Here is a 23615-nt window from a genome sequence, read left to right on the forward strand (position 1 = left end):
AATAATGATAAGACAACTGAAAACTAAATTCTGTTACATCCAAAAATTATTTTTTCTGATTCTAAATAATTTTCTAAATTTACAACATTAAAAAAATAAAATTTTAAAATGAAAAATATACTATTCGCATTCGTATTGATTGGATTATCCGTTTCCGCATTTGCACAATCTGGTCCGCCGGCAGGTGACGCAAAAGTAGGAGAGTTCTACGGTCAGGATGTTTCCGCAAAAACTGTAAAGAAAGCCATTTCCGCAGATGAACTCAACAAAGAATTAAAAACCAAAAACAAAATCGCAAAAACTACTGTCAAAGGAAAAGTGACTGGCGTTTGCCCGAAAAAAGGATGCTGGGTAAGCATTGCAACGGACAACGGCGAATCTTTCTTCGTGAAGATGAAGGATTACGCATTCTTCGTTCCGACTGCTTTGGAAGGGAAAACCGTCGTTTTAGAAGGCAGTGCAGAGAGCAAAACCACATCTGTAAAAGAATTACAACATTACGCAGAAGACGCTAAAAAATCCCAAGCAGAAATCGATGCGATTACAGAACCAAAAACAGAAACCAGATTTTTGGCAAGCGCCATCAAAGTTATAGAGTAATTTTACGTCAAAATAGATTATAATAAAGCTGATTTTAGGGTCAGCTTTATTTTTTTGTAAATTTTAAGCTTGTTTTGTTACTGTCCGAGGAAACTTCTAAGATATAAACTCCACTTCTTAAACTTGAAACATCAAAAGTATTGGCATTAATTTTTTTATTTAAAATCAATCTACCTTGTGTGTCTAATATTTTTATAGATTCGATTTTTTGACTGAAATTTAAAAGGTCAGAAGTTGGATTAGGATATATTTTAAAGTCAGATAACGATTTGTTTTCCCGAACTGCGAGTAAACAATCTGTAACTACGGTCTGTATATTTTTAGCTTGAAAATAGGCTTTTTCTGAGTCGTCGCAACAAACATATGTTAGTTTTGGACATTCTAAAAATCCTTCACCAAATGTTTGCTGTTTCCCATTTTTTACAGATATATTTGAAAGATTGGATAATCTGAAAACATTGAACATTTCCAGATTGATATTATTCGAGACATCCAGATTGGTGATGGAATTAGAATCGGATACTGTAAATTGTTTTAATTTAATGTTTCTACTTAGGTCAAGGCTAGAAATAATGTTACTTGAAAAATTAAAATATTCTAAATTAAGACTTTTGGAAAGGTCTAATGAACTGATTTTTGAATGAGGAATACTTAGACTCTTAAGATTAGAATTTTGAATGGGTAGTAAAATTGAACTTAAATTTGAAGCATCATACCAAAAGCTTATATGTGTGACAGGTGATGAACTGAAGTTTATTGAAGACATTTTTGTAGTTGCAAAAACAATGCTTTGCAGCCCAGCTAGCTGAGAGAAGTTAAAAGCTGATAGATTGTCATTATCGATTCTGATTTGGCTTAATTTGTTGCAATTATCAAGATTTAGAGAGGCCAAATTGTCAGATCCTATTCTTATTTGTTCGAGTTGTGTGTTTTTACTTAGGTTTAATGAAGCGTAATTTCCAGTAACAACTAGGTTTTTCAATTTCAAATTCTGAGAAACGTCAATAGAATTGATTTTTGTTGAAAATAAATCAATATCTTCTAGTGATAAACAGTTATTGATATTGATCTCCTCCAAGGATTGATTGTAAAGACCTTTAATCTTTTTTAATTTTGTATTGCTTGATAATTGCAAACTTTTAAGTTTTGTAGTCTGTTCGATGTTTAATTCCGTAAGATTTTTAAAGGCTTCGATTCCTGTAATATCTGTAAGATTATTTTCGTAAGCGGTTGAAAGGTAACTAATATTCTCAGCTTCAGAATTTTGAATTTCTCCATCTCCATTCGCATCAACTTTAGTATAATTTCCGTTCAGATCTTTGGCGTATTGGTCCGAAATTTTAATTGAAATTAATAGTTCTTTAAAATAAGCATCAGGAATATTTACATTCTGAGAAAATGAAAAAGCGAATAGATTCAGAAAAATAAAAGAAAGTATTTTTTTTGTCATAATGGTAAAAGTTTTATCAAATATAATCATTAATAAGATTTGTTTTTGAAAATATTTTAATGTCCTAATTCATTGTTAAAGCCATCAATTCTGCTTATATTTACACTCTAAATTTTCAAAAAATGGCAGACTGGAAAATCGTCAAAGAATACGAAGATATTACCTATAAAAAATCAAATGGCGTAGCAAGAATCGCCATCAACAGACCAGAAGTCAGAAACGCTTTCCGACCAAAAACAACCTCAGAACTTTACGATGCTTTTTACGACGCTTACGAAGATTCGTCCATCGGAGTTGTATTATTGACGGGAGAAGGTCCAAGTCCAAAAGACGGTGGTCACGCATTCTGTAGCGGTGGCGACCAGAAAGCTCGTGGACATCAAGGTTATGTTGGCGAAGACGGAAGACATCGTTTGAATATTTTGGAAGTTCAACGTTTGATTCGTTTTATGCCAAAAGCTGTGATTGCTGTCGTAAATGGTTGGGCAGTTGGCGGTGGACATTCGCTTCACGTAGTTTGCGATTTGACTTTGGCCAGTGAAGAACACGCAATTTTCAAACAAACCGATGCAGATGTCACAAGTTTCGACGGAGGTTACGGTTCTGCTTATTTGGCTAAAATGGTTGGTCAGAAAAAAGCGAGAGAAATATTCTTTTTAGGAAGAAATTATTCAGCAAAAGAAGCGGAAGAAATGGGAATGGTAAATGCCGTAATTCCTCACGCAGAATTGGAAGATACTGCTTACGAATGGGCGCAGGAAATCCTTGCAAAATCTCCAACATCCATTAGAATGCTAAAATTCGCAATGAATTTGACAGACGACGGAATGGTTGGACAACAGATTTTTGCAGGTGAAGCAACACGTTTGGCTTATATGACAGAAGAAGCGAAAGAAGGTAGAAATGCTTTCTTGGAAAAGCGTAAGCCAAACTTTGGCGATGACCAGTGGATTTCTTAAAAATATACATCTAAATATTTATTGACATCTGCTTTATGCCAAACAAAAACATCTCACTTGAAACAGGATTCGAATTTCTGAAACAATTAAGCAGAAATAACAATCGTGTTTGGTTTTCTGAGCATAAAAAAGAATATGATGCGATTGCAAAGGAAAACAAGAAATTCGTAGAAGAAATTTTTTCTGAAATGGAATTTCACGATAGTTTGGGGCAAATTCATATTTTAAGAATTAACAGAGATATTCGTTTTTCTAAAGATAAAACACCTTATAAAACTAATTTCGGAGCTGGTTTATCTCGAAAAAAACCAATGCTGAGAGGTGGTTATTATATGCATTTGGAGCCTGGTAACACTTTTGTTGGAGGCGGTTTTTGGGGTCCGAATAATGAGGATTTATTAAGAATCCGAAAAGAATTTGAAATTGATGATTCTCAAATTAAGAAAATAACTTCAGATAAAACCTTTATAAAATATTTTGGAGAACTGAAAGGCGAAGATGGTGTAAAGACTGCACCAAAAGGTTTTGGCAAAAATCATCCTGCAATTGACTTGATAAAGAAAAAGCAATACGTGGTAATGAGGAAATTTTCTGACAAAGAAGTTTTTTCAGACAGTTTCCAGAAAGAGATTATCGCTACTTTTTTGGCAATGCGTCCTTTTTTCGATTATATGAGTGAGGTTCTGACAACTAATTTAAATGGCGAATCTGTATTTAAAGATTAAAAAAATAAAATGACCGATTGGATACAAGCAGCACGTCTGCGCACATTACCACTTTCTATGAGTGGGATTATTATGGGAGCTTTCATTGCAAAATGGAGGATTTCCCAAGAAGGCGGATTTTGGGATTGGAGAATTTTCGGATTGGCACTTTTAGTAACATTATTGTATCAAGTTCTTTCCAACTTTGCCAACGATTATGGCGACGGTGTGAAAGGAACTGACAAAAACAGAATAGGAGAGGCGGAACAAAGAGCTGTGGCTTCTGGAAGAATTACTGCTAATCAAATGAGGAATGCTGTAATTTTATTATCAATATTATCTTTAGTAGCAACTGTCGCATTGTTATACGTTGCTTTTTATCCGGATTACACTAAAGAGTTTTGGATTTTCATCGGATTAGGAATTGCTTGTATTTTGGCTGCGATTGGTTACACAGTTGGTAAAAAGCCTTATGGCTATTTAGGTTTGGGCGATATTTTTGTGTTTATCTTTTTTGGATTAGTTTCGGTTTGTGGGAGTTATTTTCTATTTACCAAATCGTTCAGTTGGGATTTGTTATTTCCTGCAACAGCCGTCGGAATGCTAAGTATGGCTGTTCTCAATTTGAATAATATGAGAGACATCGTCAATGATGAATTGGCCGGCAAGAAAACTTTGGCATTGAGATTAGGTTTCAAAAATGCGATGATTTACGAGATTATTTTGTTACAATTACCAATTCTATTGATGTTGGCTTTTTTGATGTACAATGGTTTTCAGGAGCGAGGTTTGTATTATCCATTCATTGTGATGATTTTGATTTTCCCATTTATGAAATTGAGGAGAAGCGTAATGGCTGTGAAAGAGCCAAAAGACTTAGACCCATTCCTAAAACAAGTTGGGATTTTGACTTTTCTAATGTCAATATTGACAGCTTTCGGACTGAATTTTTTTAATTAATTAAATAAAAAAAAATGAAAATAAAATTCCTCGGACAAAACTGTTTTTTGTTCACATACAACGGAAAAACAATTCTTTCCGACCCTTTTTATAATTATCAAAAAGAAAAATCTGGTTTTGACATCAAAGCACAGAAAATTGATTACATTCTAATAACTCACGCACACGGAGATCATACAGCGGATGTAAAAGAAGTTCTTGAAAATCATCCGGAAGCAACGGTAATCGGACAACCTGAGATTTGTGGATATTTTGGACATTCCAATAATATCGACATTAATTTTGGCGGTTCTGCAAAAATTGATGATTTGAAGATTTCTATGGTTCCTGCATTGCATACGAGCTCTTTTCCAGACGGAACTTACGGTGGATTGGCTTCTGGCTATATTTTTAGATTTGCGGATGGGAGAAACCTTTATTTGGCAGGAGATACAGGTGTGAGTTCGGAAATGAGCTTATTTCCTCAGGTTTTCGGAACATTAGATTTATCAATTCTTCCGGTTGGGAAACATTACACGATGTGTCCTAGAAAAGCCGCTTTCGCCGCATCAGAATTATTAAAAACGCCAAAAGTTATTGGTTGTCATTTTGATACATTTGCGCCGATAGAAATCAATCACGAAGAAGCAAAGAAGTATTTTTCAGATAAGAACATCGAATTTGTTTTGCCAAAATTGGGACAAGAATTTGAGTTCTAAATAAAAAAAATTAAGAGATCAAGTAGTTTAAAATTAAAACCGTCTTGATCTCTTAACTTAAAAAAAAATAAAAAATGGCAAGCTACCTAAATCACACCGCTACGACCAATTACCTTTGCTGTGTTCCCACCCTGGAGGATTCTCAGGAGCTGGTTGTTTAGGACTTGCCGGTGCAAAGATAGGAAAATTCAGAAAAAAGAAAAGAGAAATAAGAGAAAAGAAATATATTAAGATGTAGGAGATTGATAGTCAGTTTCAAATATTTTCATTAAACTCTCATTTCAAAAAAATAAAAATTAGATTATGACAAAAAACCCTTTGAAAGTAGGTTTTATTTTATTCGCAATTACAATGTTGACTTTCTTCATTGTTTATTACTTTTTCGCAAACGCCAACTATTGGAACACCACGATGCAAGTCAATGCATTTGGGATGACTTTTCTTTATGTAGCTGCTGGTTTTATTTCAACTTATTGGTTAAGACAAGGTACGAGAATCACTTACCCTCAAGCATTTAAACAAACATTTGTAACGCTTTTTACGGGCGGAATTTTATCAATGTTGTCTATCTTTTTGTTTCTCAATTATGTGGATACAGATGCGAGAGATATGCTGAATCATCAATATATTCAAACCGAACTCAAAAATCTAGACGAAGCTTACGCTCAGAAAAAGGTAGAAGTTGCCAATCACATAGACCGAAACAAAATCACGGAGTTGGAAACTGATTATAAAAATGCAAAAATCGGAAGAGAAGCAGCTTTGAAGGAGAATAGAAATTATTTTTCATTCAAGTTTATGTCTGCAATTTTTGGAGGTTTCTTATTGTTTTATTTGATGTTGTCTATCATTATTGCCGGATTTATGAAGAATAAAAAACGTTATGAAGAATAAAATTTGACTTTATAAATTTTGGCTTTATACCAGATGAAACCTTAAATCTCATTCAAAAGAAATATCTTTGACCTTTAAAATTACATCCAAAAAATATCAATGAATCTCTCTATAATAATTCCTTTGCTAAACGAGCAAGACTCTTTGGAAGAGCTGTTCACAAGGATTGACACTGTTTGCCGTTCTAATAAATTGTCTTACGAAGTTTGGTTCATAGATGACGGAAGCACCGACCTTTCTTGGTCCATCATCGAGAATTTGAAGATTCAAAATCCACAAATTCACGGGATCAAATTTTCCAAAAACTACGGAAAATCACAAGCTCTTCACGCGGCTTTCGAAAAGGTAAACGGCGATGTCATTATCACGATGGATGCTGATCTACAGGACTTTCCCGAGGAAATACCAGAACTTTATGAAATGGTAAAAGTAGGAAATTATGACATCGTTTCTGGTTGGAAAAAGAAGCGTTTTGATAATGTGATGACCAAAAATATTCCTTCAAAATTATTCAACGGTGCTGCTAAAAGAGTTTCTGGAATTTCGCTTCACGACTTCAATTGTGGACTGAAAGCTTATAAAAAACAAGTTGTAAAATCTATTGATGTTTATGGTGATATGCACAGATATATTCCAGTTCTGGCAGCCAATGCAGGATTTAGAAATATTACGGAAAAACCAGTTCGACACCAGGCAAGACCTTATGGAACTTCGAAGTTTGGGACGGAAAGATTTGTTCGCGGGTTCTTAGATTTGGTAACGCTTTGGTTTGTCAGCAGATTTGGTGGAAGACCGATGCATTTCTTTGGCGCAGCGGGAACTTTGACGTTCATCATCGGATTTTTGTCAGCCATTTGGTTGGGAATTTCGAAACTGATTGATGTTTATATTTTCAAAATTTATGGTAATTTGATTACAAATAATCCTTGGTTTTTCATTGCTTTGACGATGATGATTATGGGAAGTTTGCTTTTCGTAGCTGGATTTTTAGGCGAGTTGATTATCCGAACAAACCGTGAACATAAGAATTATCATATTGAGGAATTGATATAAATAAGATAATTTTTCTAATTTGGTAAATCAATAATCTTATGAAAAATCTACTTTATTTAATTCTAATTTTCACAGCAGTTTCCTGTGGTAAAGTGACTCCAAAAGGCGAAATTCAATCGAAAGATGTTGAATTGGCTGAGTTTTCAAAACTTAATCTGAAAGGGAAGTTCCGCGTGTTTTACGTACAAAGTCCACACAATTTTGTGAATGTGGAAACATATCCAAATGTCTTTGAAAATCTGCATATTGAAATTAAAGACAAACATCTTTATATCACGGAAAACAGTGAGACTGAGAAAGTAGATTTCTACAATATCACTATTTACGGCAAAAATGCTTTTGATGACATTAAAATGGCTGATTCCGTAGAACTTAACATTTCCAGCCAGATGAAAGTGGAAAATTTCTCCCTCAATTTAAAAGATAATGCTAAATTTATCGGTTCAGTGATTTCAGAAAAATCGAATATCGAAATGACGAATAAAAGTAGGGCTAATCTGTTGGGAAAAACTACTTTAGCAAAACTAAATATTAAAGATACAGCGAGCATCATTGCGCCATATTGGTACATCAGAGATTTGGAAATCGAGTCTCAAAACGGAAATTATGCGGAATTAAATGTGGATGAAGAAATCAAAGGAAAATTGAAAAATACTTCGAAACTGGTTTATTACGGTGAGCCTTCCAAAAAAGTGAATCTCACCGAACAAGCCACGATCGAAAAGAGAATAATAAAATAAACAAAAACTATAAATAAATGTCTGACACATCAACATTGGATAAAGCAAAACTTTGGCTTTCAGAAACATTTGACAAAGAAACAAGAAATAAAGTTCAAACTTTAATCGATTCTGAATCTCCAGATCTGGAAGATTCTTTTTACAGAGAATTAGAATTTGGAACAGGCGGAATGCGCGGCATAATGGGCGTTGGGACTAATCGTCTTAATAAATATACTTTAGGTCAAGCGACTCAAGGTCTTGCCAATTATCTTCATCAGCAATTTTCTGGCGAGGAAATCAAAGTGGCAATTGCTTATGATGTGAGACATAATTCTAAGGAATTTGGGAAAGTGGTGGCTGATGTTCTGACAGCCAACGGAATCAAGGTTTTGTTGTTCAAAGATCACCGTCCAACGCCAGAATTGTCTTTCACAGTTCGTGATAAAAAATGTAACGCAGGAATCGTGTTGACAGCTTCTCATAATCCGCCAGAATATAATGGTTATAAGGTTTATTGGAATGACGGAGCGCAAATTGTTCCGCCGGATGACGAAAATATCATCAGAGAAGTTTATTCAACCAAATTCGAAAATATCAAATTTGATGGAAACGATGATTTGATCGAATGGATTGGTGAAGATCAAGATGACGTTTACGTTGACGCTTGTATGGAAAATTCGCTGTATCAGAATGTTGGTAGAGATAATTTGAATATCGTTTTCACATCCATCCACGGTACAACCTACACAACTGTTCCAAAAGCACTTAAAAAAGCTGGATTCACAAAAGTGGATTTGGTGCAGGAACAAATGATTCCAAGTGGAAACTTTCCAACTGTTTCTTCGCCGAATCCAGAAGAGCCAGCAGCACTTTCTATGGCGATGGATCTTGCAGAGATTACCAATGCTGACATCGTGATCGGAACAGATCCGGATGGCGACAGATTGGGAATTGCTGTGAGAAATCTTGAAGGCGAAATCCAATTGCTAAACGGAAATCAATGTAATACAATTCTTACTTATTATATATTGGATCAATGGAAAAAAGCAGGGAAAATTACCGACAAAGAATTCATTGGTTCTACGATTGTGACGTCTGATATTTTCTTTGATGTAGCTGAAAAATTCGGAGTTGACTGCAAGGTTGGATTGACAGGTTTCAAATGGATCGGGAAAATGATCCGTGATTTTGAAGGTCAGGAAAAGTTCATTTGCGGAGGCGAGGAGAGTTTCGGATTTATGACCGGAGATTTCGTGAGAGACAAGGATTCTTGTGGTTCTATCTTGACGGCTTGCGAAATTGCTGCTTGGTGTAAAGCTAACGGAACGACTGTTTATCAATATATGATTGACATCTACAAGGAAGTTGGATTCTACTATGAAGGTTTAATCAACGTAGTGAGAAAGGGAAGAAGTGGTGCAGAAGAGATCCAAGAAATGATGAAAAATTTCCGTGAGAATCCTCCGAAAGAAATCGCTGGTTCTCCTGTGGAAGAAGTTAAAGATTTCAAAGAGCAGACTTGTTTTGTGGTTTCTAAAAACGAGAAAAAAGTGATGGACGATATTCCAAAATCTAATGTTTTGATTTATTATACCCAAGACGGAACCAAGGTTTGCGTGCGTCCTTCTGGAACGGAACCGAAGATTAAATTCTATGTTTCTGTGAAAGATTCTATCGCTTCTGAGCAAGATTTCGTAGAAAAACTTCCTAAGTTGGAAGAGAAGATCAATAAAGTAAAACAGGATCTCAACCTGTAATTGAAAATTTTATTTGAATTAAATATTATCTAAAATATTTTAATAGAAAAGTTCTCAATTGTTAAAGTCATTTAATTTTTGGGATTTTTTTTTTTGATGTAAGTTGAATTAGTCGGCTACATTTAAGACCTTTGTAAAACTATAAAAGAATAAAATCAGATCCTAAGTCTGAATAATAACATCTAAAACAAAATAAAGTGAAAGTATCAAAACTAGCATCTAACCTCGTTGGTTCAGAGATCATCAAAATCGGAAATGAAGTGAATGACCTGAAAGCGAAAGGTGCACAAATCTCAAACCTTACAATTGGTGACCTTAATTCCAATATCTATCCAATTCCACAAGAATTAAAAGATGGAATCCAGAAAGCTTATAAGAACAATCTTACAAATTACCCACCAGCAAACGGTTTGCAATCTCTTCGAACTTCCGTGAGCAATGATCTTAAAAAACGTTGGAATCTGGATTATTCAGCTAATGATATTTTAATAACTGCAGGTTCCAGACCTTTGATTTATGCAATTTTCAAAACAATTGTAGATGAAGGCGATAAAGTGATTTACCCAATCCCATCTTGGAACAACAATCATTATTCTTATTTGACGACTGCAAATGCGGTTGAAGTTCAAACTCAGGAATCCAATAATTTCTTGCCAACAGCTGAAGATTTGAGACCACATTTGGAAGGCGCTGTTCTGCTTTGCCTTTGTTCTCCGCTTAACCCGACTGGAACAATGTTCACAAAAGAACAATTATCTGAGATTTGCGAATTGGTTTTGGAAGAAAATAAAAAAAGAGGCGAGGACGAGAAACCGCTTTATTTGATGTACGATCAGATCTATGCGATGCTGACTTTTGGTTCTGATCATCACGATCCGGTAAGTCTTTTTCCAGAAATGAAAGATTACACCATCTATGTTGACGGAACGTCTAAATGTTTCGCTGCAACTGGCGTAAGAGTTGGTTGGGGATTTGGACCAAGTTTGGTGATTGATAAAATGAAAGCATTGTTAACTCACGTTGGCGCTTGGGCACCAAAACCAGAGCAGGAAGCCGTTGCCGAGTTTTTAGCTGATAATTCTGCAGTAGATACTTTCTTAGAAGATTACAAAGAAAAACTTAATAACAGCTTGAAAGAACTTCACGCCGGAATCCAAGATTTGAAAACTAAAGGTTTTGCGGTCGAAAGTATTTCGCCAATGGGTGCACTTTATTTGACAATCAAATTGGATTATCTAGGGAAAACTGCGCCAGACGGTAAAGTGATTGAAAATTCTACAGATTTAGTTTTCTATCTGATCAATAATGCAGGAATGGCTTTGGTTCCGTTTTCAGCGTTTGGAAATGACAAGTTAGTGCCTTGGTTCAGAGCATCTGTAGGCGGTTGTTCTTTAGATGATATCAAAGATTGTCTTCCAAAATTAGAAAAAGCTTTGGGTGATTTGAAATAAATTGGAAAAAATTCGCTTTTATAATTGAAAAAATTCTATCTTTGTGTAAAGGAATTAGAGATGGAAAATTATAAACAAAAAGGAAATCAACAAAAATCAAAAATAGAAGAGCCAATTGCTGCATACGGAGCAAGACCTTCTATCTTCAATCGATTTTCAATTCAAGACGATTATAAACTCCTGAAAAAAGCAAGAGAAGGTGTGAAAACGGATGTTTTTTATTCACTTGCTGATGCCATCAAGATGCCAGAGAAAGCTTTGGCATCTGTCATCAATCTTTCGCCAAGAACCCTTAGCAATTATAGAGATCAGGAAAAAGGGTTGGATCCGATTTATAGCGAGCATCTATTAAAACTGATCAATCTGTACAGTTTTGGAAAAGAAATCTTTGGAAATCTAGACGAGTTTACTCTATGGATGAACCGTCCATTTTGGAATTCTAATGACAAACCGATAGATTTTATTTCCACTTCTGGAGGTGTAGATCTGATCTACGAAGAAATAGAAAAACTAGCACAAGGTTATCCTGTATAATGCTGGTTTACAGAATTGTTCATAAGCGATATTCAGATTCTCTCTTTGCGAGTGGTCTGGAAGGAAGATGGAACTCCGAAGGAAAAAAAGTGCTTTACACGGCGGAGAGTATTTCTCTTGCCTATCTGGAAACATTGGCACATCGGAAAGGATTGGGATTTAATAGAGACTTTCGGATTATGGTCATTAAAATTCCGAATAATGCCGAATTTCAAACGGTTGAATCTTCAGAATTATCAAAAAGCTGGAGAGATTTCCGTAACTATTCCGATTGTCAAAAGATTGGAGATGTTTGGTTTGATGCTGATGAAAAATTGTGTTTGAAAGTTCCTTCCGCAGTTGTTCCCGAAAATTGGAATGTTGTGATCAATACATTTCATCAAGATTTTAAAAAAGTAAAGCTAATTGATGTTCTCGATTTTGAGCCGGACGATCGATTGGAACAAATCATAAAACAATACAAATAGTGAAACCTTAGAGGTACGTGAATTCCTAAAAAAAATCATAAAAATCTATGAACAAAATCATCGCAGTGATTCCTGCTCGCTACAATTCCACGAGATTTCCCGGGAAAATGATGGAAATTTTGGGAGATAAAACCATCATTATAACCACTTATCAAAACGTAGTAGAAACTGGTCTGTTTGATGAAGTGTTTGTTGCTACAGATTCCGAGATTATTTTTGATGAAATTTCAAAAAATGGTGGAAAAGCGGTAATGACAGGCGAACACGAAACAGGAAGTGACAGAATTGCAGAAGCTGTTCAAAACATTGATTGTGATATTGTTATCAATGTTCAAGGTGATGAACCTTTTCTCAAGAAAGAACCTTTGAAGCAACTGATTGATATTTTTTCTAATGATAATAAAAAAGAAATTTCTTTGGCTTCATTGAAAATTCAATTAAAAGAATCAGAGGAGATTGAAAATCCTAATAATGTGAAAGTTATTACTGATAATCAAGGTTTTGCATTGTATTTCAGTCGTTCTATGATTCCTTTTCATCGCGAATTATCCTATGATGTCAAGTATTACAAACATATTGGTGTTTATGCTTTTAGAAAGGAAGCTTTGATTAAATTTTCTTCTCTGGAAATGACACCAATGGAAATTTCGGAAAAATTAGAACAATTGCGCTATTTGGAAAATGGGATGAAAATCAAAATGGTGGAAACAGATTTTGTGGGAATTGGGATTGATACACCCGAAGATTTGGAAAAAGCCAAATTGCTGATATAATGATTAATATCTTTTTTAGCACTTTTTAATATTTCCACGGAATCGAAAACTTAATAAAAATCCTATCTTTGGATTCTTAAAAATTCTGAATGAAAAAAATAGTTCTCATATTCTCCATTATATTTTCCATTTTCATTTCTGCCCAAACTGCCACAGAAATCATCGATAAAAACATCGAAAATTCTGGAGGTCTTACCAATTGGAAACTTCTAAACACCGTTCAAATCCAAGGAAGAGTAACTTTGGGAATCAATGATGAATATCCGATAAAGATCTATCAGCAACGTCCGAATCTTAGCAAAACAGCAATGGTTGTAGGCGGAAAAGAAACGCCCGTTGAAGGTTATGATGGCAAGAATGGATATGCGATGAATTATGCTCAGAACAAGCTTCAGCAATATAATGATTACATTCCTGAAAACTTCGACAACGACTTTATCGATTGGGAAAACAAAGGTTTTGAAGCTAAATTTCTTGGTAAGGAAAAAATAGGAGAGTTGTATTATTTCAAAGTTGAATTGACGAAAAATGTGAACAAAACAATTTATTTTTTCGACACAAAAAGTTATATGCTTTTCCGTGAAATTAAAAAAGATGAAATCTTGACTTACTCTGATTACAAAAAAGTGGGACAATTGCTAATGCCTTACAGAATCGAATCGTCTTCACCAAAAAAAGACAGCGATTATGTAATGACAATCAACAAGATAGAAATCAACAAAGAATTACCAAAGAATACTTTTAAGTTTTAAATTCTATGGAAGCTGAGGAAATCCGCGAATATTGTTTGAGCAAGAAAGCCGTGACGGAAAGCTTTCCTTTTGACTTGGAAACCTTGGTTTTCAAAGTTGGTGGGAAGATGTTTCTCTTAATTTCCTTGGAACAACATCCTGCAACATTTTCTGCAAAAGCCAATCCTGAATGGAGTGAGGAATTACGAGAAGAATATTCTCAAATCAATGGTGCTTATCATATGAACAAAACCCACTGGAATTCTGTGGTTTGCGAAGGATTGAAACAAGATTTAATCTTTAAATTGATTGACCATTCTTACGATTTGGTTTTCAAATCTTTGACCAAGAAATTGCAAGCGGAAATCAATAATTCTTAAAATTGAAATTCCTCAGTCAATCCTTTATCCAAATCCAGCTTTTCAATTAATTTTTCCATCCCCTCAAATTTGATCTCATCGTGAAGATAATCTCTGAATTTCACAGTGATTTCTTTATCATAAATATCTTGGTCGAAATTCAAAATATAAACTTCGGTGTGTAAAGTCTGATTTTCATTATCGACGGTTGGATTCGTTCCGATGCTCAACATTCCTTTATAAAATTGACTATCAATCCAAACTTCCACAATGTAGGCGCCACTTTTTGGAAGCAGTTTATTAATAGGAACATCAATATTTGCAGTTGGATAGCCAATAGTTCTGCCTAATTTTTTTCCATGGATTACTTTTCCGGTCAAAGGATAAATGTAACCCAACATTTGGTTCGCATCCTTGATTCTACCTTCTGACAAAGCGATTCTAATTTTCGTAGAACTAATGTTAAGGTCGTTCTGTTGAACTGCTTGTAATTGATTCACTTTAAAATCTAACTCAGTAGAAAGTGATTTAAGCAATTCGAAATTACCACTTTTATTTTTTCCAAATGTATGGTCGTGACCGATGATGATGTGCTTTACATTCAGTTTGTCAACTAAAACTTGTTCACAGAATTCAGTACCAGTCAGATTACGGAACTCCTCATCAAAAGTTTTAAGGAAAATATTTTGGATTCCACTTTTTTCGAGCAATTCCAGCTTTTCTTCCAATGTGTTGAGCATTTTTACATCATCATTCGGATTCAGGAATTTTCTTGGATGCGGCCAGAAACTTAGAATTGCGGATTCTAAGTTTTCATTTTTGGCAATCTCATTTAACGTATTAATAATAGATAAATGCCCGAGATGAACACCGTCAAACATACCTAATGACAATGCCAATGGCGTTTTGGAGTGATAATCGTTGAAATCTGTGATGATTTTCAAAAGCTGAAATATTTTGACAAAAAGTGATGCGTTTTGTCCGGCTAAAAATACACCTAAAAATGGTGTTGTTAATTGTTATGCAAATATGATAAAAATCTTTTTTTCTGACAATGCAGAATTGCAAACTTTTATTATCTTTGCGCACAAGTAAAAATTTAGTAATGGCAAACCAAATTAAAGGAAAAATTTCACAAATCATTGGACCAGTTATCGATGTGGTCTTTAATGAAGTTGAACAATTACCAAACATATATGACGCTCTAGAAATCATCAAAAGCAACGGAGAAAAAGTTGTTTTGGAGGTTGAGCAGCACATTGGCGAGGACGTTGTAAGATGTATCGCTATGGATGCTACAGATGGTCTTCAAAGAGGACAAGAAGTTCTTGGAACAGGTCAGCAAATCACAATGCCAGTTGGAGAAGGCGTAAACGGACGTCTGTTCAATGTTGTAGGTGATGCTATCGACGGTCTTCCAAACTTGACTAGAGAAGGAGGTTTGCCAATCCACAGAGAAGCACCAAAATTTGACCAATTGACGACTTCAGCAGAAGTTCTTTTCACTGGTATCAAAGTAATCGATTTGATCGAGCCTTATGCAAAAGGAGGTAAAATTGGATTGTTTGGTGGAGCAGGTGTTGGAAAAACAGTATTGATCCAGGAATTAATCAACAATATTGCAAAAGGTCACGGTGGACTTTCCGTATTCGCAGGAGTAGGAGAAAGAACAAGAGAAGGAAATGACCTTTTGAGAGAGATGCTTGAGTCAGGCATTATCAAATACGGAGACGAGTTCATGCACTCTATGGAAAATGGAGGCTGGGATCTTTCCAAAGTTGATCTTGAAGAAATGAAAGATTCAAAAGCAGCTTTCGTTTTCGGACAGATGAACGAACCACCAGGAGCAAGAGCTAGAGTAGCACTTTCTGGTTTGACATTGGCAGAATATTACCGTGATGGTGGCGAAAGCGGACAAGGTAGAGATGTATTGTTCTTCGTAGATAATATCTTCCGTTTTACACAGGCTGGTTCTGAGGTGTCTGCACTTCTTGGACGTATGCCTTCAGCGGTAGGTTATCAGCCGACATTGGCATCTGAGATGGGTGCGATGCAGGAGAGAATTACTTCTACAAAAAATGGTTCCATTACTTCAGTACAAGCGGTTTACGTACCTGCGGATGATTTAACGGATCCAGCGCCGGCTACAACGTTTGCTCACTTGGATGCAACGACTGTATTGGACAGAAAAATTGCTTCATTAGGTATATATCCAGCGGTAGATCCATTGGCTTCTACGTCAAGAATCTTGGCGCCAGAAATCATTGGAGACGAACATTATGATTGTGCACAAAGAGTAAAAGAAATTCTTCAGAGATACAAAGCATTGCAAGATATTATTGCGATCCTTGGTATGGAAGAGCTTTCTGAGGAAGATAAATTGGTAGTTTACAGAGCTAGAAAAGTTCAGAGATTCTTGTCTCAGCCTTTCCACGTTGCTGAGCAGTTTACAGGTCTTAAAGGATCATTGGTAGATATCAAAGATACCATCAAAGGATTCAATATGATCATCGATGGAGAATTGGATCAGTATCCAGAGTCAGCTTTCAACTTGAAAGGAACTATCGAAGAAGCTATTGCAGCAGGACAAAAATTGTTAGCAGAGAACGTTTAATTTGCTGATTGCTGATAGCCAATAGCTATTTGCCAAAAGCTAAAAGCCAATTAAAATGAATATAAAAATTTTAACTCCGGAATTTGTGATCTTTGATGGCGAAGTAGAATCCGTTCTTCTTCCAGGAAAAAGTGGACAATTCCAAATCTTTAAAAATCACGCGGCGATTGTTTCTGCTTTGGTTGGTGGGAAAGTGAAGATTTATACTGATAAAGTAGATTCTTCTTACCAAAAATATCTGACCAAAGAAACAGAAGCAAAAAGCGCTTACTCTTACGAGATCAAAAGTGGTGTTTTAGAATTCAACAATGATAAGGGGATTATTCTTTGCGAGTAAAAAGCTTAACATACATAAACAAAAAAGAATCATTAGAAATAATGGTTCTTTTTTTTGTGCCTTTTGAGAAATATTAAATCTATCTTTAATCATTCTTAATCACACTATTACTCTGCTTTCATATCAAAAATGAAGCAGGACTTTTCTAAAAAACAGAATTGAAAATTACTGACAAATTTAATGTCTCAAAGTAAGATATTATCATCAAAACGCATTATCTTTAGCCACGTTATAAATTAAAAATATATGATAAATAATGAAGTAGGAACCAAAAGGAATTACACCGTTCCATTGGTTACGATTACCCTTTTGTTCTTTATGTGGGGATTCATCACGTGTATGAATGATATCTTGATTCCTTACCTGAAACAGCTTTTCAATCTCACCTTTTTCCAATCGATGTTGGTGCAGTTTTGTTTCTTTGGAGCGTATTTTATTGGCTCATTGATTTACTTTTTAATTTCAACCACACAGGGTGATCCCATTGATAAAGTGGGGTATAAGAAAGGTATTCTTTTCGGAATTTTTCTGGCGGCATTTGGGTGTGTTTTATTTTTTCCGGCGGCGAGTTTGTCGTCTTATCCTTTGTTTTTAGGTGCTTTATTTATCTTGGGACTTGGATTCACGGTATTACAAATCACGGCGAATGCTTACGTTTCCCTTTTGGGACCAGAAGATTCCGCATCCAGCCGACTGAATATGACCCAAGCTTTCAACGCCTTCGGAACAACGATTGCGCCGGTTTTGGGAGGTCATTTGATTTTCGAATTGTTCTCCGAGGCAGACGGATCTTTCTCTGCAGCCGCAACCAAGATTCCTTATTTGATTTTTGCCGGGATTCTATTATTGGTCGCACTGATAATCTCAAGAGTTAAATTACCAGATTTCAAAGTAGCCGGCGAAGAAGTCGTAAAAGGTTTTGGCGCTTTGAAACACAACCATCTCAAGTTCGGCGTTTTGGCAATGTTCTGCTATGTGGGCGGGGAAGTGGCAGTGGGAAGTTTCATCATCAGCTTTTTGGAGCAACCACAAGTCATGAATCTTACCGAATCTGTCAGCAAAAACTACCTTGCAGTCTATTGGGGCGGTGCGATGATAGGGCGATTCTTAGGTGCAATTTCTCTGAATCACTCCATCAGCCAAGGCAAAAAAGCCATCTATATGCTGGGAGCAGCGATTGCAGTTTTCCTGGTGATTTATGGAATTGTAGATCTCACGTTTGCACAGATTAGTTTCTTCCTCGTATTTATTGCTTTGAATTTCATTGCGTTCTTCATAGGGAAATCTGCTCCGGCAAGAACCCTTTCTATCTTTGCAGGTGTCAACGTTTTGTTATTAATCTCAACGATGCTAAACCACGGTGAGCTGGCAATGTACAGCGTTTTAGGCATTGGGATTTTCAACTCGATTATGTTCTCTAATATCTATACATTAGCGATTTCCGGTTTAGGAAAATACACGAGCCAAGGTTCATCTTTGGTTGTAATGGCGATCTTAGGAGGTGCCATTGTTCCGATTTTCCAAGGTTATTTGGCAGATCAGTTTGGCGTTCAGCATTCCTTTATTATTCCGGTGTTTTGTTATCTCGTTATTTTGGTTTTTGGGGCATATTGTACTAAGTATCTTGGCCACGTGAAGCAGGATGTGGATGCTAAGTCTGGGCATTAAGATTTTTGTTTTATATAAATGGAAAACCTGCTGTTGAGCAGGTTTTTTTTGTTTGATTATATTGACAAGCACGAGCTAGAAGCTCGCGCTAGCGACGAAGACTGTGATATTTAAGTTCTGCCTTGTCGCTGGCGCGAGCGTCTCGCTCGTACCAAACAACCTTAACATTCACAAATTAACATCAATCTTCAAAACTTCATCAAAATCATCACCATAATTTCGTGCACTACTATATTTCCACTCCCAAGGTTCTATTACAAAACCACTTTCGACAGGATTTTGATGGATATAATTTAATTTTTGCTCAAATACTTTCAAAGACCAGATTTCTATCGGTTGATTGTTCTGTTGCCAAAATTGATATTCTTTGACATTAGAATTTCTTCTTCCAGCTTTTTTGAACATCCAAAGCATCCATTCTTTTCTACTTTCCTGATTATTTTCTTGAATAGCTTTAAGTAATTTTCTTGATGTGAATCCTTTAAAATCTCTAATCAGTTCTGAAGGTTTTCCATCATCAGAACGAAAGATTAAATGAATATGACTTGGCATAATACAATATCCAAATATTACCATTCCTTTATTTTTCCTACAGTAGTCTAAAGAACTGATGATGATATTAAAATATTCAATTCTGGTAAATACATCAATCCAAAATACTGTTGCAAAGCTGATAAAATAGGCACCATCTTTTTCTCGGAATTTATATTTTCTACTCATTCTATTGTGTTTTGAGTAAAACTACAAAATATAATGATACGCTAGCGCGAGCATCTTGCTCGTGCTCAGGAAACGGCACGAGCTTGAAGCTCGCGCCAGCGTGAGGATTTTTGTGAAAATTTTGACTTATAATTCTGTAATTTTTATTCTTTGTTCATCTCCTCCGATGAATTTATAGGTACATCTTTAACGAATAGAGGAGAATCTGAAGCATACGGAACCCTACCAGAAGGGACAAATTTGGAAGAATCTTTTAAATGTATATCTTGGTCATCGAAAAAAATATGTGCTCCAAAAGCTTTCAATACTTTGTCTTTGCTTAAACCTCCGAGAAAATATGCTTCATCAACATATACACCCCATTTTCTTAGCGTTTTAATAACTCTCATATGGGAAGGTGCATTTCTTGCCGTAACAATAGCTAAACGGAGGGGTGATAATTCAATTGTTGTAGGCAATTCTTCTTGTATCTTAGATAGTTTGATTAGTAATTTAGCGAAAGGACCTTCTGCTCAAGCGTCGTCTTCGTGTTCTTGCTCGTATCTATGAAAGGCTTCAATACCTTCTGTCTTATATCTGTGTTCAGAGTCATCTGAGAATAAAACAGCATCTGCATCAAACGCTATTTTAACTCGGTTATCTAATGGCTTAAATTCCGTAGGTGGAGCATAAATATATGCCGCTGCACAACTTTTTGAATCTATAACAGATTGTACGTCTTTATTATCTTTGCTGAGAAACAAATCGATATCAAATGCATCAATGTATGGTGATAATGGTTCTCCTCCACTAAGAGCTATTCTTGTAATATCAAATTTATGTTGTTTTAAGGAATTCATAATCCTTACACCTGTCTCTGGACTATTTCTTGACATTACAACCACTTCAACAATTCTCTTTTTTGCAACTGTGTTTAAGTGTAATAAACTTTGAACTAAATGAAATGCTGTTCCAGGTGATAATGGTTCATTTTCATTTTCTTGTTGATATTTCCTATAACCTGCAATTCCTTCTTTTTCGAAAATTTCATTTTCTTTTTCTAAATCAAATAAAGCTCGGCTTGAGACACCAACTACTAAAATTTCTGATAGATCTACTGCCATCTTTCTATTTTTTTTTTTAATCAAATCGTTCAAAGATTTTATATTATTCTTTTTTAAGTATGTGTCCAAACGCATATCTCTTCTGACTTTCAAATCAATATCGTATTGTTTTTCAATTGTTCCAATATGAGTATCTCCACGTTTTTGACGTAAAGTTCCATCATCTGTTCTTTCTCTGTTGCCTTTCAAATCAGGCGCATCATTTTTACTTGTACTCATAATTTTATGATTGTGTGATTATCTTAAGAAAATCACAATTATTAATCCAGATGTTAAAATGTGACAATTTGACATTTTTTTTACTTTTTCTAAACTATTTGGGATTTTTTGTCATATCAGTATTTCTGTATTTTATTTAAAAGTATTATTATGGCAGAATTAAGGCTGATTTGAATAAACTATTAAATTTAAAGTGTATGAACTCAAAAACCCTCGTTTTCTAACCCATACAACTTCCGCAAAACTTTCAAAACCCCAGTTTTCAATCAAAACAACTTTTACTTTGATGTCCCAGACTGGCAAATCTTCTACGCAGACGTGAACGAACTGGTAAAAGCAGCGAAGAATTCCAACTTAGAACCGCCAGTAAAAGGGTAGAACCCAATGCCATTTACAGAACACCATAGAAAAAGCCGAACTAGAAATAGTCCGGCTTTTTGTTTTTTATGATGATGTGATGAGGGCGTTATTAGGTTGTACCCATTACAAACATATTCTCCATCGTTGGTACTTCGCTGCCGCCTTCTTTCTCCAGCGTTATGGCAAATGCCTGTGCATTCGGGATGTTGGCAAGCGCTGTTTTGCTGTCTTTTTCGGAAGTGTACATTCCGGCGTTTACCGGTTTTCCATCGGCAATTGCCCACAATTGGTACTGCATGCCTGCAGGTGCTTTTGGCAGGCTGTCCGCATTCAGATAGACTTGCTTGGATTTGGTATCCCAGAAAACCAAGGCTTTGGAATCCGGATGTTTTTCTACTCCTTTTAGCATCACCATTTTCATATCAGGATTGGAGAAGAGTTGCATTTTCTCATTCATCTTGCTGAGGGCGTCATCTTGCAATTGCTTTTCGGATTGTAGCTGGACAATTTGTTTTTTGTTGTCCGTAATATTATTGATCCAAAGGAAATTTCCAAGGATGCTGATTAAAAATAGAACAGACGCTGCAATACCATAGGTTTTCCAATTGATCACCTCTTTCACAGACTTGGTTTCGAACTTATGTTTTGGTATTTCCGGATTGTTGTTGGGCGAGACTATCGCAGGTTCGCTCTTGATTCTATTCCAGATTTTTGACTTCAAATCATCTGCCGGTGCTACTGCCTGCGCGGTGGCAAGGTCTTCCAATGTTTTTTGTGCATCCTCAAAAGCCTGCTTCACTTCGGCATTATTCTTCATCACACACTCCAAGATGCCTGCCTCCTCGGGAGAAGCAAGTCCTAAAATGTAAGATTCTATAATTCCGGATGATATGTATTCTTTCGTGTTCACGTTATTGATAACCTTTTAACAAATCCTTTAATTTCAACAATGCATTCCGCATTTTCGTCTTCACTGTTCCCAGTGGTATTTGGAGTTTTTCACAAATTTCGCTTTGGGTCATGCCCTGGTAGTACGCCATATCTATGATTTCTCTCTTGTCCTGGTCGAGACCTTTCAGCATATCGGAGAAGCCGGTATGATCGGATTCTTCATTAGTCGCAGAAAGTTCTGTAATGTTATATACGAAATCCGGAAGCGGTTGGTTTTTGAGTTCGTTCTGGAAATTTTTGGACTTGAGATAGTCGATGGCAGTATGGCGGGCAATATTGATCATCCACGTGTAGAAGCGGCCTTTGGAAGCATCGTACTGGTGGATGGAGTTCCAGATTTTGACAAAAACGTCCTGGATGATTTCTTCTGTATATTCTTTGGAATGTACAATTCGGAGGATGACACCATACAGCGCACCAGAATAGTGATCATACAAATGATGAAAACCATTTTCGTTTTTCTCTTTCAGTAAAACGATGAGTTGCTCTTCCGAATAGTTTGTTTTGATAAGAATATATTTCAATTCAAATGTAGTGAAATAATGTAAATGACAAACAAATTATTAAAAATATTTTATTCCAAGACCAATAACCCAAAATCCTTAGTAATTATTCAAAAATATAAGACTTATGTCGTGTTTTTTGTAAGATTAAATCAAAAATAGCACACTTAGTCAAAAATTAAATTATTGATTGATAGCGATTTAAAAATAATTTCAAAAAAAATAAATCTAAAATCTACCAAAGCCTCGTAGATGATAGTAACACCCACAACAACATATTAACTTTAAAATAATATTATGAAAAAAACAATTAATGTCTCCAATCAAGGTGCAAGCCTGGATACCGGAAGACGAAACTTTTTGAAACTCAGCGGTATTGGTCTTGCAATGGCAGGTCTTGCGCTGGTAGGATGTAACGATGATGATATGATGATAGATAATGGTGGCAACGTCTTTGATCTTGGAAAAGGCGATGTAGGTGTGCTAAACTATGCCTACGCTCTGGAACAATTAGAAGCCGATTTTTACAGCAAAGTGGTGAATAATTTCTACCCCGGAATATCCAGTCTGGAGAGGGAGGTCTTAACAGATCTTTACCACCACGAGGTGATTCATAGAGATTTTTTCAAAGCGGCGATCAGTGGTGCAACGTCCAATGTATTGCCAACGCTTGAGTTCCAATATCCCAATGTCAACTTCAATGATAGAAACTCTGTCTTGGCAACTGCAAAAGCATTGGAAGATACTGGTGTAGCGGCTTACAACGGCGCAGGAAAATACATTACCACGCCAGATTATCTGGTGATAGCGGGCAAAATAGTTTCTGTAGAAGCTCGCCATGCGGCCGCGATTCGTAATCTAATCAATCCTGGATCTGCAGATTTTTCTGGGGATGATGTGATAGATGCCAATGGTCTGGATGTGGCAAAAGAGCCTAAGGACATTGTAATGGCAGCAGGTGGTTTTATCAAAACGCCATTCACTTGGAAAGAAAGAAACATTGGTTAATTATTCATTTCAAAATCGAT

The 23615-nt window shown here is 35.8% G+C and carries 24 protein-coding genes, 1 other RNA gene and 1 pseudogene; 19 read left to right on the top strand and 7 right to left on the bottom strand.

Features of this window, described 5'->3' with window-relative positions; all coding sequences use genetic code 11:
• Positions 1 to 108: 108 nt before the first annotated feature.
• On the top strand, positions 109 to 600 hold the full coding sequence (locus tag B0I22_RS05275) for a DUF4920 domain-containing protein (RefSeq protein ID WP_133943599.1): 492 nt from the start codon (positions 109 to 111) through the stop codon (positions 598 to 600).
• Between the two features lie 46 nt (positions 601 to 646).
• Here the strand turns inward: B0I22_RS05275 and B0I22_RS05280 are convergent, their stop codons facing one another.
• Complete coding sequence (locus tag B0I22_RS05280) at positions 647 to 2050, bottom strand: T9SS type A sorting domain-containing protein (protein WP_166668179.1); 1404 nt, start codon at positions 2048 to 2050, stop codon at positions 647 to 649.
• 122 nt (positions 2051 to 2172) lie between these two features.
• Between B0I22_RS05280 and B0I22_RS05285 the strand changes: the two genes are divergently transcribed.
• Genes B0I22_RS05285 through B0I22_RS05300 form a run of 4 tightly spaced genes read left to right on the top strand, consistent with a single transcriptional unit; the run spans position 2173 to position 5371 of the window.
• Positions 2173 to 3009 (top strand): 1,4-dihydroxy-2-naphthoyl-CoA synthase, encoded by an 837-nt coding sequence (locus tag B0I22_RS05285; protein ID WP_034979240.1) that lies wholly within the window; start codon positions 2173 to 2175, stop codon positions 3007 to 3009.
• A 35-nt stretch (positions 3010 to 3044) separates the two neighbouring features.
• Positions 3045 to 3734, top strand: a complete 690-nt coding sequence (locus tag B0I22_RS05290) for a DUF2461 domain-containing protein (RefSeq protein ID WP_133943601.1) — start codon at positions 3045 to 3047, stop codon at positions 3732 to 3734.
• A gap of 9 nt (positions 3735 to 3743) precedes the next feature.
• Entirely contained in the window at positions 3744 to 4673 is a 930-nt protein-coding gene (gene menA, locus B0I22_RS05295) for a 1,4-dihydroxy-2-naphthoate octaprenyltransferase (protein ID WP_133943602.1), read from the top strand.
• Between the two features lie 14 nt (positions 4674 to 4687).
• Positions 4688 to 5371, top strand: coding sequence for a metal-dependent hydrolase (locus B0I22_RS05300; RefSeq protein ID WP_133943603.1), 684 nt, complete (start codon positions 4688 to 4690; stop codon positions 5369 to 5371).
• A gap of 72 nt (positions 5372 to 5443) precedes the next feature.
• On the opposite strand, the gene ffs is transcribed toward B0I22_RS05300, so the two are convergent.
• An RNA gene (gene ffs / locus B0I22_RS05305) (signal recognition particle sRNA small type) lies at positions 5444 to 5541 on the bottom strand.
• A 133-nt stretch (positions 5542 to 5674) separates the two neighbouring features.
• Here ffs and B0I22_RS05310 point away from each other — a divergent pair.
• The 10 genes from B0I22_RS05310 (at position 5675) to B0I22_RS05355 (ending at position 14133) form a co-directional block, all read left to right on the top strand.
• Complete coding sequence (locus B0I22_RS05310; protein ID WP_133943604.1) at positions 5675 to 6265, top strand: DUF4199 domain-containing protein; 591 nt, start codon at positions 5675 to 5677, stop codon at positions 6263 to 6265.
• Between the two features lie 99 nt (positions 6266 to 6364).
• Entirely contained in the window at positions 6365 to 7318 is a 954-nt protein-coding gene (locus B0I22_RS05315) for a glycosyltransferase family 2 protein (RefSeq protein ID WP_133943605.1), read from the top strand.
• 38 nt (positions 7319 to 7356) lie between these two features.
• The gene (locus B0I22_RS05320) at positions 7357 to 8058 is read left to right on the top strand and encodes a GIN domain-containing protein (protein WP_133943606.1); all 702 of its coding nucleotides are present in this window, start codon (positions 7357 to 7359) and stop codon (positions 8056 to 8058) included.
• Positions 8059 to 8075: 17 nt separating this feature from the next.
• Positions 8076 to 9797, top strand: coding sequence for a phospho-sugar mutase (locus tag B0I22_RS05325; RefSeq protein WP_133943607.1), 1722 nt, complete (start codon positions 8076 to 8078; stop codon positions 9795 to 9797).
• Between the two features lie 197 nt (positions 9798 to 9994).
• Positions 9995 to 11248: a pyridoxal phosphate-dependent aminotransferase gene (locus B0I22_RS05330; protein ID WP_133943608.1), complete on the top strand. Its 1254-nt coding sequence runs from the start codon at positions 9995 to 9997 to the stop codon at positions 11246 to 11248.
• Between the two features lie 60 nt (positions 11249 to 11308).
• The gene (locus B0I22_RS05335; RefSeq protein WP_133943609.1) at positions 11309 to 11782 is read left to right on the top strand and encodes an antitoxin Xre-like helix-turn-helix domain-containing protein; all 474 of its coding nucleotides are present in this window, start codon (positions 11309 to 11311) and stop codon (positions 11780 to 11782) included.
• Positions 11782 to 12249: an RES family NAD+ phosphorylase gene (locus B0I22_RS05340; RefSeq protein ID WP_133943610.1), complete on the top strand. Its 468-nt coding sequence runs from the start codon at positions 11782 to 11784 to the stop codon at positions 12247 to 12249. Before B0I22_RS05335 ends, B0I22_RS05340 begins: the two co-directional genes overlap by 1 nt.
• A gap of 47 nt (positions 12250 to 12296) precedes the next feature.
• Entirely contained in the window at positions 12297 to 13022 is a 726-nt protein-coding gene (gene kdsB / locus B0I22_RS05345; RefSeq protein ID WP_133943611.1) for a 3-deoxy-manno-octulosonate cytidylyltransferase, read from the top strand.
• 89 nt (positions 13023 to 13111) lie between these two features.
• A complete protein-coding gene (locus B0I22_RS05350; RefSeq protein WP_133943612.1) occupies positions 13112 to 13774 on the top strand; it encodes a LolA-like protein in 663 nt (220 codons plus the stop codon).
• Between the two features lie 5 nt (positions 13775 to 13779).
• Positions 13780 to 14133, top strand: coding sequence for an MmcQ/YjbR family DNA-binding protein (locus B0I22_RS05355; RefSeq protein ID WP_133943613.1), 354 nt, complete (start codon positions 13780 to 13782; stop codon positions 14131 to 14133).
• Here B0I22_RS05355 and B0I22_RS05360 read toward each other — a convergent pair.
• Positions 14130 to 15056: a bifunctional riboflavin kinase/FAD synthetase gene (locus B0I22_RS05360; protein WP_133943614.1), complete on the bottom strand. Its 927-nt coding sequence runs from the start codon at positions 15054 to 15056 to the stop codon at positions 14130 to 14132. The two genes, B0I22_RS05355 and B0I22_RS05360, sit on opposite strands and share 4 nt — an antisense overlap.
• Positions 15057 to 15217: 161 nt before the next feature.
• Here B0I22_RS05360 and atpD point away from each other — a divergent pair, with 161 nt between their 5' ends.
• From atpD to B0I22_RS05375, 3 genes are all read left to right on the top strand, one after another.
• Positions 15218 to 16726, top strand: a complete 1509-nt coding sequence (gene atpD, locus B0I22_RS05365) for a F0F1 ATP synthase subunit beta (RefSeq protein ID WP_133943615.1) — start codon at positions 15218 to 15220, stop codon at positions 16724 to 16726.
• 55 nt (positions 16727 to 16781) lie between these two features.
• On the top strand, positions 16782 to 17063 hold the full coding sequence (locus B0I22_RS05370) for a FoF1 ATP synthase subunit delta/epsilon (RefSeq protein ID WP_133943616.1): 282 nt from the start codon (positions 16782 to 16784) through the stop codon (positions 17061 to 17063).
• Positions 17064 to 17309: 246 nt separating this feature from the next.
• Positions 17310 to 18731, top strand: a complete 1422-nt coding sequence (locus B0I22_RS05375; protein ID WP_133943617.1) for a sugar MFS transporter — start codon at positions 17310 to 17312, stop codon at positions 18729 to 18731.
• A 168-nt stretch (positions 18732 to 18899) separates the two neighbouring features.
• On the opposite strand, the gene B0I22_RS05380 is transcribed toward B0I22_RS05375, so the two are convergent.
• From B0I22_RS05380 to B0I22_RS05395, 4 genes and pseudogenes are all read right to left on the bottom strand, one after another.
• Positions 18900 to 19451 carry an REP-associated tyrosine transposase gene (locus B0I22_RS05380; RefSeq protein ID WP_133943618.1) on the bottom strand — a complete coding sequence of 184 codons (552 nt, stop codon included), beginning with the start codon at positions 19449 to 19451 and terminating at the stop codon, positions 18900 to 18902.
• A gap of 143 nt (positions 19452 to 19594) precedes the next feature.
• A pseudogene (locus tag B0I22_RS16325) lies at positions 19595 to 20773 on the bottom strand (5'-nucleotidase).
• A 469-nt stretch (positions 20774 to 21242) separates the two neighbouring features.
• The gene (locus B0I22_RS05390; RefSeq protein ID WP_133943619.1) at positions 21243 to 22043 is read right to left on the bottom strand and encodes an anti-sigma factor; all 801 of its coding nucleotides are present in this window, start codon (positions 22041 to 22043) and stop codon (positions 21243 to 21245) included.
• 1 nt (position 22044) lies between these two features.
• Complete coding sequence (locus tag B0I22_RS05395; RefSeq protein WP_246022147.1) at positions 22045 to 22608, bottom strand: RNA polymerase sigma factor; 564 nt, start codon at positions 22606 to 22608, stop codon at positions 22045 to 22047.
• Positions 22609 to 22884: 276 nt separating this feature from the next.
• Here B0I22_RS05395 and B0I22_RS05400 point away from each other — a divergent pair, with 276 nt between their 5' ends.
• Entirely contained in the window at positions 22885 to 23595 is a 711-nt protein-coding gene (locus B0I22_RS05400; RefSeq protein ID WP_133943620.1) for a ferritin-like domain-containing protein, read from the top strand.
• Positions 23596 to 23615 lie beyond the last annotated feature (20 nt).

This window comes from Epilithonimonas xixisoli (assembly GCF_004365655.1).
Lineage (GTDB): Bacteria > Bacteroidota > Bacteroidia > Flavobacteriales > Weeksellaceae > Epilithonimonas > Epilithonimonas xixisoli.